Consider the following 13620-nt stretch of genomic DNA (forward strand, 5'->3'; position numbering starts at 1 on the left):
GGCTTGTTTCATAAGAGCGGGTTCTGAAAAAGGCCCTAGCAGCGAGGAGGGCCGTCGATGAGACAGGCGGACAACGGCGGCATCGTGGTGATCGGGTTGGGTCGGTTCGGTTGCCACCTGGCCGGGTCGCTGAGCCGGATGAACCGTGAGGTGTTGGCCATCGACCGCAGCCCGGAGAAGGTACAGCGCTGGTCGGCGCAGCTCGACCGGGTGGTTCAGGCCGACTCGACCGAGGACGGTGCGCTGCGGCAACTGGGCATCACCGGTTTCGGACGGGCCGTGGTGGCCATCGGGGCCTCGGTGGAGGCGAGTGTGCTCACCGTGTTGGCACTGGTCGAGCTGGGTGTGCCGCAGATCTGGGCCCGAGCCACCTCGCAGAAGCACGCCAAGATCCTGGCGTCGGTGGGCGCGCACCACGTGATCTTCCCGGAGGCCGAGACCGGGGACCGGGTCGCCCACCTGATCGTGAGCCGATTGCTCGACTTCATCGAATTCGACGACGACTTCGCGATCGCCACCGTCCGGGTGCCCGAATCCCTGGTCGGACGCACCCTGATCGACCTGAGACCTGAGGAGCGCTACGGGGTACGCGTGGTCGGCGCCAAGCTGCCGGGCGAGCGCTTCCGGTACACCTCCGACGACACCGCGCTTCCCCAGGGCGGGGTGCTCATCGTCGAGGGCGGGATCGACCAGGTGCAGCGGTTCGCGGGCCTGCGCTGACCGGTCAGGTGTCGCGGCCGTGGCCCTTGGGGCCCTTCACCCCGTGGCCACCGGGGTCCTTCAGCCTTTTCCCGGACCACCCCCGCCCGGTCCCTTCCCCTTGCCCGGCTTCGCGGGAGCCTTCGGCGGCTTCGCCTTCGTCGCACCGCCGCCCGAACCGCCACCGCTGCGTGCCGTCGTCTTCTTCGGCGGGGCCTTCGCAGTGGTGGCCGCCTTGGTCGGCGCGACGGCGGCGGGCATGCTGCCGGCCACCCCGGAGACACGCACCCCACAGGTCGCGTCACCGAGCCGGAACTCGACAGGCAGCGGATTCGCGCCGGTGTACTTCCCGGTGAGGGTGAGCTTCTCGGCCGCGCCGGGCGCCAGGGTGGTGCGCTGCGCGGCCGGCCGGATCAGCACGGTCCTCCCCTGCTGCTGCACCGGCGTCGGATCCGCCTTCGTCACCGTCTGCTGGCCGGGGAACGTGAAGCTCATCGTCCAGTCCCGCAACTCCTGCTTGCCACTGTTGGTCAGGATCAGCTCGGCGGCGAAGTCCTTGCCGGAGTCGCTGCGCAGCGCGTACGCCACTTCGCAGGGCACCGTCGTCGGCAGACCCATCCGCGCCTCGGTGGTCGGCCGGTCCTCACCACTGGCCGGGCTGCGCGAGGTGAACCCCCACATCGCCCCGGTGACCGCGATCAGCCCGACGGCGGCCACCCCGGCCTCCACCCGCCGACGACGCCGCTGCCCCCGCCGGGCCCGGTTGCGGGTCCGCGACAACGGCAACGCGTCGGTCGCCGCGGACCAGGGCAGGATCGTGGTCCCCGCGCTGGCCAGCGTCTCCGGGTCCACCGTTCCGGCGGCCGGCGAGACCGGCACCGCCGCCAGCATCCCGGCCGACTCGGCGAGGGTCCGGGCCAGCTCGGCGGTCGGCGGGCGGTCACCGGGCTGCTTGGCCAGGCACCGCCGGACCAGGTCGGTCACCTCGTCCGGCAGTCCCGGCACCGGGGGCATCGGGTCCGGGTCGTTGTACATGTGGGCGCGCAGCATCTGGGTGGTGGTGCTGGCCTGCCACGGCAGCCGGCCAGTGAGCATCCGGTAGAGCAGCAGCCCCACGGCGTACACGTCGGTGGCCGGGGAGACCTGGCCGTTGTCCAGCCGTTCCGGGGCGAGGTACGCGGGAGTGCCCAACAGCGCGCCGTCCGGGCCCTTCTCGCTCTCCCCGACCAGCGCGGAGATGCCGAAGTCGACCACCTTCACCCCGGTCGAGGTGAGCATGACGTTGCCCGGGGTGACGTCGCGGTGCACCACACCGCGGGCGTGCGCGGTGGCCAGCGCCGAGCTGACCTCGGCGCCGATGGTCACCGCCTCCCGCCACGGCAGCCGGCTCTCCCGGCCCAACCGGCTGGCCAACGAACCGCCGTCGACCAGCTCCATCACCACGTACGGCACGGTCAGCCCGACCTGCTCGGACTCGCCGTAGTCGTACACGTTGGTGATGTTGGGGTGACAGAGCCGCGCGGCGGCCTGCGCCTCGATCCGGATGCGGTGGCGGAACGCCCGGTCGCTGGCCAGCCGGGAGGCCAGCACCTTCACCGCGACCTGACGGCCGAGCACCTCGTCGTAGCCACGCCAGACCACCGACATCCCGCCCGCGCCGAGCTGCTCGATCAGCCGGTACCGCTCATCGAGCAGCTGCGCGCCGTTCCGGTCCCCACCACCCATGGTGAGCGTTGTTGCCCAGGAACGCCCCACCTACACCTGGGCGATCGGAATCGGTCAGGATGTCACCCGTTCAGGCGGTGGCCAGCAGTTGGTCCACCGGGGCGTAGTCGTCGGTCAACACCATCGCGCTACCGACGAAGTCCGTCAGCGCCGCGCCACTGAGCAGGCTGACCTTTTGGTCCACCTCGTCCAACCGGGCCCGGACGCCCTCCAGCGGCAGCGGCGCGTCGGAGCCGACGATGAGGAAGTTCGCGCCCTGCTCCTCGGCGAGCGCCTCCGGCGGCGCGATCAACGCGACGTGCCGGAACTCGGCGGCCACCGTGGCCAGCTCGGCGCGGATGAACCGCAGCGGCGGGTAGTCGATGACGTTCTGCACGTACACGCCGCCGGGGCGGGTCACCCGCCGGACGTCGGCGGCCATCTCCCGGGTGGCCAGGTGCCAGGGCACCACCAGGTGCCCGAAGGCGTCACCGACCACCAGGTCACGACTGTCGGTCGGCTCGCCGGCGACCAGCATCCGGGCGTCACCCACCACCGCCCGCAGCTGCGGCCCCGGCCGTACGCCCAGTTCCTGCTCACCCAGCTCGACCAGCCCGCCGTCGATCTCGAACACCAGGTTGTCGGTACCCGGCCGGGTGGCGGTCAGGTAGCGGGGCACGGTGAAGCCACCGCCGCCCAGGTGCAGCGCGTCGAGGCGCTGACCGGCCGGCGCGGCGACGTCGGCGACCGCGCCGATCCACTTCGTGTACGCGTACTCCAGGTGTTTCGGGTCGGCGAGGTCCACGTACGAGTGCTGGGCGGAGTTGAGCAGCAACGTCCGCCCGCTGGGCCGGGCCGGGTCCGAGGTGACCCGGGCGCAGTGGTACGCCGTCTCGATGTCGCACGGGTTGGGTGCCACGGTGCTCAGCCCCGCCCCGACCAGGCCGAGCACGGCCAGCGCGGCCCGGGCCCGGGCCGGACCGGGCAGCTCGGTGGGCTCCTGGCGGCGCAGGTACCAGCCGAGGCCGATGCCGACCAGCCCGAGCGCGAGCGCCAGGGCCAGCAGGATGACGGTGCTGGGTAGGGCGGCGACCAGCACGAACCCGGTGAGCAGGGTTGCGGTGATGCCGCCCAGGGTGCCGATCCCGGAGAGCCGACCGACCACCTGGCCGGTGCGGCGCAGGTCGGCGAGCTGGAGTTTCACCACCAACGGGGTGACCGCGGCCAGCAACGCGGCTGGCACGAACACCGCCAGCGCGACGAGCAGCAGGATGCCGCTGGCCGCACCACCGCGCAGCACCTCACCGGCGTACCGGACGACGGGCAGGGTGACAGCTGTGGCGATGCCGGCCAGCACCAACGCCGGCGCCAGCAGACCTCGCGGGTTGCGCCGGTCGGCAAGCCAGCCGCCGGACCACGCCCCGTAGGCGATCGCTGCCAACGCGATGCCGATCACCGAGCTGGTCACCTGAAGGGTCACCCCGACGTACGGGCCGACCAGGCGCAGCGCGACGGTCTCCAGCACCAGCACGGCACCGCTGGAGAAGAAGACCAGGAAGGCGGCCAGGCCGTTGGGCAGCGCCCGGCCGGTTGTCGGCACGGGCGGGGCCGGGTGTGCTGGCAGGGCCGCTACGTCGGACGGTGGGGAGCTCATCGTCGCGATGGTACGCAGCGAAGCTGGTGCTTCGGGTCAGTACATCGAGAGATGAACATGGTTCGTGTGGGACGCCGCCGGTGAGCCGCTGCCACTGTACGAACGCCACCCGGTGCCGGGATGCCAGATCTGCCGATACCAGATCACGTAGAGCACGCCCAGCCGGTCGGCGTTGCGCACGTGCCAGGCGGCCAGGCTGTCCCCGTACGCCTTGTCGCCGCCGGTCGCGTTCTTGTCCTCGAAGCCGTTCGTGGCGGCCGAGAAGTCGCAGGCCCTGCCCTTCGGGTGCTCGCCGCTGCCGCCGCTGCGCTTGCAGGAGACGTGCCGCTTGTAGCCGGCCGCCTGGGTCTGCTTGAGCGCGTTGAGGGTGCGCGGAGTGATGCACCCGGAGGTGGTCGGGTCCTTCACCGAGCAGGACTCCGGCGGCCACGACCCGTCGGAGTTACGCGGCGCGGGCTTCGCCGAGGCGGAGCTGCCACCGCTGAAACCGTTGCTGCCGCCGGAGCTGACCTCCGCCAGCGCCTCCTCGGCTTCCTTCTTCTTCTTCGCCATCACGGCGAGCTGCTTCTGCTGCTCGCGGACCTCGGCGTCGATGGCGACCTTGGCCTGCTGCGCCTGCTGCCGGGCCTCGGTGAGGTCACGCAGCCGCTTGCTGTCCCGCTGGGCCATCAGGTCGAGGTCACCGGCGCGTTGCAGGAACGCCTCCGGCGTGGCGGTGTTCAGCAGCATCGAGACCGCGCTCAGCCGACCCACCCGGTACGACTGGGCGGCCACCTCACCCACCTGCGCGCTGAGCCCGACCAGCCGACCCTCCAGCGTCGTCAGCTCGCCGGTCAGCGCCGTCTGGCGACGCTTGGAATTGTCCAGTTTGGCCTTCGCCTCGATGTGCCCCCGGGCGGTCAGCTCCAGCGCGTCCTGCAGCTTCTTGCTGCCGCCCTCGCCAGGCTCCGCGTACGCGGGCGCAACGGCACCGCCGAGCACCAGCGCGACGGCGGCGAGCAGGGCGAACAGAGCGCGGCGACCGAGCCGCGGGCTGAGCCTGGTCCTGGGCACGAAAGCGTCCTTCCGTAGACCGCCGGCCCCCGATTGACACTGCACGGCGACGCCGGTCGGCGGCCTGCTGGCGGAGACCGCCGGTCACGATACCGGACTGTGGGCCGGTGACCAGCCCCCTGACCCGCCAGCAGTCCCGATGTCGACGCAGCGTCCCGACGCGCTCGCGCAGCGCGCTGATCAGGTGGTGAGCAGCGCGTCGTGCACCTCGGCCCAGACCTGCTCGTTGGCCGCCACCAGCAGACCGCGGCCGTCGTCGGCCGGGTGGTAGTCGACGCCGTCGAACCGGCGTGCGACACCCCCGGCGGCCCGGACCAGCAGGGTGCCCGGGGCGTGATCCCAGGGCAGGGTGCGCCAGAAGAGGACGAACTGCTGCTCGCCGGTGAGGATGTCCAGGTACTCCCGACCGGCGCAGTGCAGGCCGGGCAACAGCTCACCGAGCCGCCGACCGCCCGCGCGGACCCGATCACGGGTCTCCGGCGGCAGGAACTTGGTCATCGCCGCGCCGCGCAGCTCGCCGAGCGGCGGCACCGCGCCGGCGCCGTCGACCGGCCGACCGTTGAGCAGGGTGCCCTCGTCCGCCCAACCCGCGGCGAGCGTGTCGGCGAGCGGGTCGAGGATCCAACCGGCGCTCGGCCGACCGTCGCTCAGCAACGACACCATCAGGGCGAACGGGCGGCGACCGGCGGCGAAGTTGGCGGTGCCGTCGACCGGGTCGACCAGCCAGACGTCCCCGCCGTCGCGCAGGTGCCGCAGCAACCCCGGGTCGTCGGCGACGCCCTCCTCGCCGACCACCATCGAGCCCGGCCGCAGTCGCCGCAACCCCGCCGAGAGCAGCTCCTCGGCCCGGCGGTCGGCGACGGTGACCACCTCTCCGGGCGCCTTCTCCGACACGTCGTCGTCGTCGAGCTTGCGGAACAGGGGCAGCACGACCTGGTCGGCGGCCTCCCGGAGCAGGTCGCCGACGTCGTCCAGCAGGGTGTCAGCCACGCGGCGGCAGCTTGACCACGCTGACGAAGAACTCGTCGATCTGACGGACCACCGAGATGAAGCGCTCGAAGTCCACCGGCTTGGTCACGTAGGCGTTGGCGTGCAGCTGGTAGCTGCGCAGGATGTCCTCGTCGGCCTGCGAGGTGGTGAGCACCACCACCGGGATCCGACGCAGGGTCTCGTCCTTCTTGATCTCCTCCAGCACCTCCCGGCCGTCGCGCCGGGGCAGGTTGAGGTCGAGCAGGATCAGGTCGGGCGCCACCGCGTCGACGTACTGGCCCTCCCGGCGCAGGTAGGCGAGCGCCTCGGCCCCGTCGGAGACGACGGTCAGCCGGTTGCGCAGCTTGTGTTCCTCGAACGCCTCCTGGGTCATCAGCACGTCACCCGGGTCGTCCTCCACGAGCAGGACCTCGATCGGGCTCTTGCCATCCGCCGGCGCGGTCATCCCACCGTCTCCCTCATGTCACCCGTTCTACCGCTTTCCGTCGCCTCGTCGGCCCGGTCCGGCTGGTCCGCCTCGCCCGCCTGCTCCGTCGGCGCTGCCGGAGCCTCGGTCGAGGCCGTCGAGTCGCCCACGGTCAGGGCGTTCGGCTGCGCTTCGGACTCGGCTGCGGTGGCCGCCTCGACGTCCCCGGGGAGTGCCGGCAGGGTGAACCGGATCGCGGTGCCCTCCGGCACGTCGGTGTCCACCCAGACTCGACCGCCGTGGTACTCGACGATCTTCTTGACGATCGCCAACCCGATGCCGGTGCCCGGGTACGCGTCCTTCGAGTGCAGCCGCTGAAAGATCACGAAGATCTTGTCGGCGAACTCCGGCTCGATCCCGATGCCGTTGTCCTGACAGGTGATCTCCCACTCGGCGCCCACCAACCGGGCCGAGATGTGCACCTTCGGCGGCACGTCCGGACGGCGGAACTTGATCGAGTTGCTGACCAGGTTGGCCAGCAGGTTGGTGAGCAGCGGTTCCTCACCCGAGATCACCGGCAGCTCGGACCAGGTCAGCTCGGCGTCGGCGTACTGCCGGGCGGCCTCGGTCTGGCCGGCCACGTCGCCCATCACCTTGTTGAGGTCGACCTCGACGAAACCGGTGGTGAGTCGCCCGATCCGGGAGAACGCGAGCAGGTCGTTGATCAGGCGCTGCATCCGCTGCGCGCCGTCCACCGCGAAGGCGATGTACTGGTCGGCCCGCTCGTCGAGCTGCCCGGCGTACCGGCGCTGGAGCAGCTGGCAGAAGCTGGCGACCTTGCGCAGCGGCTCCTGCAGGTCATGGGAGGCCACGTACGCGAACTGCTCCAGGTCACGGTTGGACCGGGTCAGCTCCTCGGCCTGCTTCTGGAGCTGACTGTTGACCCACTCGATGCGCTCGCGGGCGGCCCGGACCTCGGCCAGGTCGGCGGCGATCTTCTGCCGCATCGCGTCGACGTCCTCGCCGAGCCGGACGAACTCCGGCGGGCCGGTGGTGGCGATGCCGTGCTGGTAGTCACCCTCGGCGACCTCGCGGACCTGGCCGGCCAGCCCGATCAGGGGCCGGATGACCATGCGGTCCAGGGACAGCACCAGCAGCGCCCCGGCCACGACCACCACCAGCGCGGCCACGATCAGGAGGACGACCAGCACGTTGCTACTGGTGCGCACGTTCGCGGCGGCCTGCTCCCGGGCGGCCAGGATCTCCTCCTGGAGATCGTTCACCGCCGACCGCACCTGGTCGAACTGCTGCCGGGCCTGTTCGGTGACCAACGCCTGGCCGGCGCGGGTGCCGCTCTGCTCGGTGGTGGTGATCACCGGCTCCGCCACCGACTGCCGCCACTGCGCCGTCTGCTCCTCGACCATCCGCAGCTCATGGCCGATCTGTGGATAGTCGTCGAGCAGCGTCCGCATCGAGGCGACAACGCTCTTCTCCTGATCCAGCCCTTCCTCGTAGGGGGTCAGGTCGGCCGGGTCGCCGCTGACCGCGTACCCCCGGATCGCCGTCTCCTGGTCGAGCAGCGCGTTGAGCAGTTCCTGCGACTGCACCCGCAACGGACCGGTCTGGTTCAGCACGGCGTCGATCTGGGTGCGGTTGCGGGCGGCCACCGCCGCCTCCGCGCCGGCCAGGCCGATCAGCAACAGGCCCACCACGGTGAGCAGGGTGATCACCCGGCGGCGCAGACTCCAGCCGCCGACAACCGGCTTCACCGGCCACCACCCCGGCTGACCAGCAGCATGGCCACGTCGTCGGCGAGCGGGCCACCGTTGAGCTGCTCGGCTCGGCCGACCAGCCAGGCCGGCAGCTCGGGCAGCGACACCGAACGGTTCGCCGGCTCACCCAGCAACCCGCTGAGGCCCGGCACGTCGAGCCGTTCGTCGCCGGCATCCACCCGCCCCTCGATCAGGCCGTCGGTGTACATCAGCAGAGACCAGTCATCGGTGTCGAACTCCAGGTCGTAGGCGATCGGCCGGCGGGGTCGTACGCCCAGCAGCCGGCCGCCGGGGGCGGGCACCGGAGCGACCCGACCGCCGGAGAGCAGCAGCGGTGGCGGGTGCCCGGCCAGTCGGACGGTAGCCCGGTTGGCGTCCAGATCCAGTCTGACGGAAGCCACCGTCGCGAAGATCTCCTGGAGGCGGCGCTCACTCATCAGCACCTGCTCCAGGGCGGGCAGCACCTCGTCGTCCGGCACCCCGGCGAGCACGAGGGCCCGCCAGGCCACCCGCAGCTCGACCCCGAGCGCGGCCTCGTCCACCCCGTGCCCGCAGACGTCGCCGACGATCAGGTCGAGGCGGTCCGGGTGCGTCTGCACCACGTCGAAGAAGTCCCCGCCGATCAACGCGGCGTGCCGGCCGGGCCGGTAGAAGGTGTGCACCGTCACCTGGTCGGTCGTCATCAACGGCTGGGGCAGCAGGCCACGTTCGAGGCGGGCCGACTCGGCCTGGCGCAGCTCGACCTCACGCAGGCGGCGGGCGTTCTCGTCGGCGCGCTTACGCTCCACGGCGTAGCGCAGCGCCCGGGTCAGCAGCACACCGTCGACCTGGCCCTTGACCAGGTAGTCCTGTGCGCCCTCAGCGACCGCCACCACGCCCAGGTGCTCGTCGGTGCGGCCGGTCAGCACGCAGACAGCGGCGCCGCTGGCCATCTCCAGCAACTGGCGCAACCCGTCCAGCCCTTGCGCGTCCGGCAGGCCCAGGTCGAGCAGGACGCAGTCGACGTCGCCGATCCGCTGCCGGGCCTCGCGGAGGCTGGTGGCGACCATCAGGTCGATCATCGAGTTCGTCTCGGCGAGCAGCTCACCGACCAGGAAGGCGTCGCCCTCGTCGTCCTCGACCAGCAGCACCCGCAACCGCTCAGCCGGCGGGAGGTTGGCGTGCCGCGCCAGGCCACCGTGCGGGTACGGCACAACTGGGGAACCGGCCAAGCCGGCCCCCCGGTGCGGCCGGGCCACCGCCGCGAGACGCGGGAGTTCGCTGGTGATGTCGGGCTCCTTCCGAGTGCCCTGCTGATCCTGTATTAGACAACGGTCGCACACAACACGACGCCTGCGGCGCGGGCGGGGATGGGCCGCATCACTGCCCGACCGATGACAAACCGGGCGGCTGGCGGACGTCGGGCGACCGGCCATCCCATCCGTGACCGTTGCCGGGCAGGATGGTCCCACCCCAGGCCCCACCACCCCCCGAGGAGTCCCCGTGGGCGCACCCACCACCCCGGCCGAGACGGGCACGCCGCCCCGTCCGAATCCGGGCGTACCCCCTGCCGACCGCGCGCTGACCCGGCCACGCCGGCGGCTCGTGGCCGCCGCGGCGGCGATTGTCGCGCTGACCGCGCTCGGCGCCGGCAGTCTGCTCGACCTGCGCACCCCGACCCCCAGGCCGACCGACGCGCCGGCGGACGCGTTCAGCGCCGACCGGGCGTACGAGGACGTCCAGGTGATCGCCGCCCGGACGCACGTCGCCGGCAGCGAGGCCAACGAGCAGGTCCGCGCGCACCTTGAGCAGCAGTTGCGCGGGCTGGGCCTGGAGACCGAGGTGCAGGACACCGTGGCGCCGGAGGCCGGTCAGCTCAGCGGCGCGGCGGGCGGCGCGACAGTGGCCCGGGTCCGCAACGTGGTGGCCCGGCTGCCCGGCACCGACTCGACGGGTCGGGTCTTCCTGGTCGCCCACTACGACTCGGTGCAGACCGGGCCGGGTGGCAACGACGACGCGGCCGGCACGTCGGCCATCCTGGAGGTGGCGCGCGCGCTGACCACCGGCCCCCGACCCCGCAACGACATCGTCTTCGTGCTGACCGACGCCGAGGAGGCGTGCCTCTGCGGGGCCGCCGCGTTCGCCGCCAGTCATCCGCTCGCCGCCGACGGTGGGGTGGTGCTCAACCTGGAGGCGCGGGGCTCCACCGGGCCCGTGATCATGTTCGAGACGTCCCGGAACAACGCGAAGCTGGTGGACATCTTCGGTCGGGCCGCCCCGCACCCCGTCGGCACCTCGTTCGCGGTGGAGATTTACCGCGCGTTGCCCAACGACACCGACTTCACCGCCTTCCTCGATGAGAAGTTCGTCGGGCTGAACTCGGCGTACATCGACGGCGGTGCGATCTACCACACGCCGTTGGACACTCCGGCCGCCCTGGACCGGGGCAGCCTCCAGCAGCACGGGGACAACGCGTTGGGCCTGGCCCGGGAGTTCGGCGGCACCGACCTGACCGACCTGCGCTCCGGGCACGACGCCACCTACTTCCCCGTCCCCGGCGGGCTGGTCCGCTACCCGGGCACCCTGACCCTGCCGTTGGCACTGCTCGCGGTGGCCGCGGTGGCCGCCCTGGCCTGGCTGACCCGCCGCAGCGGCCGGGCCAGTACCGGCCGGCTGGCCGCCGGCTTCGCGCTGGCCCTGGTGCCGATCATCGCCGCGCCGGTCGCCGCCCAACTGCTCTGGCTGGCGATCACCACGATCCGACCGGGGTACGCGGAGCTGCTCGACCCGTACCGGCCGATCTGGTACCGGCTGTCCGTCGTGGCGCTCGCCGCCGCCATCCTGTTCGCCTGGTACGCGCTGACCCGCCGCCGGATCGGCCCGGCCGCGCTCGCCGTCGGCGGGCTGGCCTGGCTGGCAGTGCTCGGGGTACTGCTCGCCGTTGCGGTGCCGGGCGGGGCGTACCTCACCACACTGCCGGCGCTGGCCGGCGCCGTCGGCGGGCTTGTCGCGCTGCGTACCCGCCAGACCGGGCCGTGGCCGGTGGTGGCGGTGACGGCCGCCGCGGCCGTCGGTGTGGTCATCCTGCTGCCCACCGTGGTGCTGCTCTTCCCCGCGCTGGGGATGGCGATGGGCGGGGTGGCCGCGCTGGTAGCGGTGCTGCTCGGCCTGGTCGCCCTGCCGGTGGTCGACCTGCTGCACCCGCAGGCCGGCGGCCAGCGCGGGATGCTGGCGTTGCGGGCCCGACGGCTCGCGGTGCTGCCGACCGGTGCGGCCGCCGTGGCGACGGTGGTGCTCGCCGGGGTCGGCCTGGCCGTGGACCGGTTCGACGCCGCCCACCCGGTGCCGACCCACCTGATGTACGCCATGGACGCCGGCACCGGTCAGGCCCGTTGGCTCAGCCACGAGAGCGACCCGCAGCCGTGGACCGACGGTTACGTGGACGGGGTGACCGACGTCGGCGACGACTTCCCCGGGCTCGGCGACGCTGAGCTGCGGGCCGGCCCGGCGCAGGCGGCGAACCTGCCGGCGCCGAAGCTGGAGTTGGTGCAGACCGACGCCGCCGACGGTAGCGACCGCACCCTGCGGCTGCGGCTCACCCCGCAGCGGGTCGCCCGGATCGCCACACTGCACGTCGACACGTCGACCGCCACGGTGCTGCGCGCCGAGGTGGCGGGGCGGTCGGTGCCGGTGGAGCCCCGGGACGGCAAGTGGGGCTTCGGGCTGGTGTTCCACGCCCCGCCGGCCGAGGGCATCGAGGTCACGTTGACGGTGCGGCCGATCGCCGGGCAGGTGGCGCTGCGGGCAATGGACGCCAGTGACGGCTTGGACGAGCTGCCCGGCTTCCGCCCCCGGCCGCCGGCCGTCGGCGTCGTCGGGTCGCACAGCTCGGAGATGCTGGCGGTCGCCCGCACCTACTCCCTCTGACGGAAGTAAGGTGGTCCGGCGCGGCGATAGGCCACGCCGGACCACCGACCGACGCCGCTCGGCGATCGCGTGGCGTCTAGATCCGCGCAACTTCCCGGATGTTGCTGCCTCCGACCTGCGGGAGACACCAACATCCCTGATGTTGCGCGGATCTTCGCGATGAGGCGCTCGACGCTGGCGACCGCACGGGCGGCACAGCGGCCTCCGCTGTCGGTAGCGTGCGGACATGACACGGGGCGAGCGCATCGCGGACCAGTTGGACCGGCACTGGCAGAAGAACCTGCGACCAAGGCTGCACGGCCTCGCCGATGAGGAGTACCTCTGGGAGCCGGTGCGTGACTGCTGGAGCATTCGCCCCCGTGGCACGTCGGCAGCACCCATGTCAGCGGGTTCGGGGACCTGGACGATGGACGGCGCTCCCACTGCCCCGGTGCCCGCGCCAATGACCACGATCGCCTGGCGGATGGCGCACATCATCGTCTCCTGCCTGGGCTATCGGGTCGCATGGCACTTCGGCGGGCAGGACGTCGACTACCAGACATTCCCCTATGCGGGCACCGCCGACGAGGCGCTGAAACAGCTCGACGAGATGTACGCGAGATGGGACGCGGGCGTCCGCGACCTCTCGGACGCCGACCTGGAGAACCCGCCCACAGTGGGTTCGGAGCGGTTCCCCATGGAGGGAATCGTCCTGCACGTCAACAGGGAGCTGATCCATCACGGCGCCGAGATCTCCCTGCTGCGCGACCTCTACCGCTGGCGGGACCTCGAAACGCTCCGGGAATGACCCAGGGTGATGAGCGTGACCTGGTCCGGCGGGGGTACGACGCGCTCTCCCACCACTATCGACCGGACGACGCCGACGACGGTCAGTACGCGCCCTGGCTCGCCGACCTGCACCAGCGCCTACCTGCCTCGGCAGCGGTCCTCGACCTCGGGTGCGGCTGCGGGGTGCCGGTCGCCCGCTTCCTCGCCGACGCCGGACACCACGTCACCGGCGTCGACATCAGCGACGTGCAGATCGAGCGGGCGCGCCGCGTGGTGCCCGACGGCACCTTTCTCCGCGCCGACGCCACCCGGCTCGACCTGCCGCCGGCCTCGTTCGATGCCGTGGTCTGCCTGTACGCCCTCATCCACATGCCCCTGGCCGACCAGCCGCAGCTCATCGAGAGCATCGCCACCTGGTTACGCCCCGGCGGCTGGCTGGTCACCACGGTCGGCACCGACGCCTGGACAGGCACCGAGGACAACTGGCTCGGCGGCCCCGCCACCATGTGGTGGAGCCAAGCCGACGCGTCCAGCTACGGCTCGTGGCTGCACCAGGCGGGGCTGACGATCATCGCCGAGGACTTCGTCCCGGAGGGCAACAGCGGGCACACGCTCTTCTGGGCGCAGCGCCCACAGGGCTGACCTGATCCGAGTCGTGTGCGAGGCTT

The 13620-nt window shown here is 72.1% G+C and carries 11 protein-coding genes; 4 read left to right on the plus strand and 7 right to left on the minus strand.

Annotation, left to right across the window (positions count from 1 at the left end; genetic code table 11):
* Nucleotides 1–57 precede the first annotated feature (57 nt).
* Nucleotides 58–720 (plus strand): potassium channel family protein, encoded by a 663-nt coding sequence (locus QSK15_RS26570; protein ID WP_285796833.1) that lies wholly within the window; start codon nt 58–60, stop codon nt 718–720.
* 60 nt (nt 721–780) lie between these two features.
* Here QSK15_RS26570 and QSK15_RS26575 read toward each other — a convergent pair whose 3' ends face one another.
* From QSK15_RS26575 to QSK15_RS26605, 7 genes are all read right to left on the minus strand, one after another.
* Nucleotides 781–2424 carry a serine/threonine-protein kinase gene (locus QSK15_RS26575; RefSeq protein WP_285796834.1) on the minus strand — a complete coding sequence of 548 codons (1644 nt, stop codon included), beginning with the start codon at nt 2422–2424 and terminating at the stop codon, nt 781–783.
* Between the two features lie 70 nt (nt 2425–2494).
* A complete protein-coding gene (locus tag QSK15_RS26580) occupies nt 2495–4057 on the minus strand; it encodes a fused MFS/spermidine synthase (RefSeq protein WP_285796835.1) in 1563 nt (520 codons plus the stop codon).
* Nucleotides 4058–4093: 36 nt separating this feature from the next.
* Nucleotides 4094–5110, minus strand: a complete 1017-nt coding sequence (locus QSK15_RS26585; protein WP_285796836.1) for a coiled-coil domain-containing protein — start codon at nt 5108–5110, stop codon at nt 4094–4096.
* A 180-nt stretch (nt 5111–5290) separates the two neighbouring features.
* Nucleotides 5291–6100, minus strand: a complete 810-nt coding sequence (locus QSK15_RS26590) for an inositol monophosphatase family protein (protein ID WP_285796837.1) — start codon at nt 6098–6100, stop codon at nt 5291–5293.
* Nucleotides 6093–6545 (minus strand): response regulator, encoded by a 453-nt coding sequence (locus QSK15_RS26595; protein WP_285796838.1) that lies wholly within the window; start codon nt 6543–6545, stop codon nt 6093–6095. The genes QSK15_RS26590 and QSK15_RS26595 overlap by 8 nt, the downstream gene beginning before the upstream one ends.
* The gene (locus QSK15_RS26600; RefSeq protein WP_285796839.1) at nt 6542–8275 is read right to left on the minus strand and encodes a sensor histidine kinase; all 1734 of its coding nucleotides are present in this window, start codon (nt 8273–8275) and stop codon (nt 6542–6544) included. Before QSK15_RS26600 ends, QSK15_RS26595 begins: the two co-directional genes overlap by 4 nt.
* Nucleotides 8272–9471 carry a PP2C family protein-serine/threonine phosphatase gene (locus QSK15_RS26605; protein WP_285797143.1) on the minus strand — a complete coding sequence of 400 codons (1200 nt, stop codon included), beginning with the start codon at nt 9469–9471 and terminating at the stop codon, nt 8272–8274. Before QSK15_RS26605 ends, QSK15_RS26600 begins: the two co-directional genes overlap by 4 nt.
* Before the next feature lie 289 nt (nt 9472–9760).
* Here QSK15_RS26605 and QSK15_RS26610 point away from each other — a divergent pair, with 289 nt between their 5' ends.
* The 3 genes from QSK15_RS26610 (at nt 9761) to QSK15_RS26620 (ending at nt 13594) form a co-directional block, all read left to right on the plus strand.
* Nucleotides 9761–12184, plus strand: a complete 2424-nt coding sequence (locus tag QSK15_RS26610; RefSeq protein WP_502889653.1) for a M28 family peptidase — start codon at nt 9761–9763, stop codon at nt 12182–12184.
* Between the two features lie 226 nt (nt 12185–12410).
* Nucleotides 12411–12971, plus strand: a complete 561-nt coding sequence (locus tag QSK15_RS26615; RefSeq protein WP_285796840.1) for a DinB family protein — start codon at nt 12411–12413, stop codon at nt 12969–12971.
* The gene (locus QSK15_RS26620; RefSeq protein ID WP_285796841.1) at nt 12968–13594 is read left to right on the plus strand and encodes a class I SAM-dependent methyltransferase; all 627 of its coding nucleotides are present in this window, start codon (nt 12968–12970) and stop codon (nt 13592–13594) included. The genes QSK15_RS26615 and QSK15_RS26620 overlap by 4 nt, the downstream gene beginning before the upstream one ends.
* Nucleotides 13595–13620 lie beyond the last annotated feature (26 nt).

It is taken from the genome of Micromonospora sp. NBRC 107095 (genome assembly GCF_030269705.1).
Lineage (GTDB): Bacteria > Actinomycetota > Actinomycetes > Mycobacteriales > Micromonosporaceae > Micromonospora > Micromonospora parva.

Coding starts and splice junctions, on each gene's coding strand:
- QSK15_RS26580 (WP_285796835.1), bottom strand. CDS start 4,057: ATGAGCTCCCCACCGTCCGACGTAGCGGCCCTGCCAGCACACCCGGCC.
- QSK15_RS26620 (WP_285796841.1), top strand. CDS start 12,968: ATGACCCAGGGTGATGAGCGTGACCTGGTCCGGCGGGGGTACGACGCG.
- QSK15_RS26595 (WP_285796838.1), bottom strand. CDS start 6,545: ATGACCGCGCCGGCGGATGGCAAGAGCCCGATCGAGGTCCTGCTCGTG.
- QSK15_RS26615 (WP_285796840.1), top strand. CDS start 12,411: ATGACACGGGGCGAGCGCATCGCGGACCAGTTGGACCGGCACTGGCAG.
- QSK15_RS26575 (WP_285796834.1), bottom strand. CDS start 2,424: ATGGGTGGTGGGGACCGGAACGGCGCGCAGCTGCTCGATGAGCGGTAC.
- QSK15_RS26570 (WP_285796833.1), top strand. CDS start 58: ATGAGACAGGCGGACAACGGCGGCATCGTGGTGATCGGGTTGGGTCGG.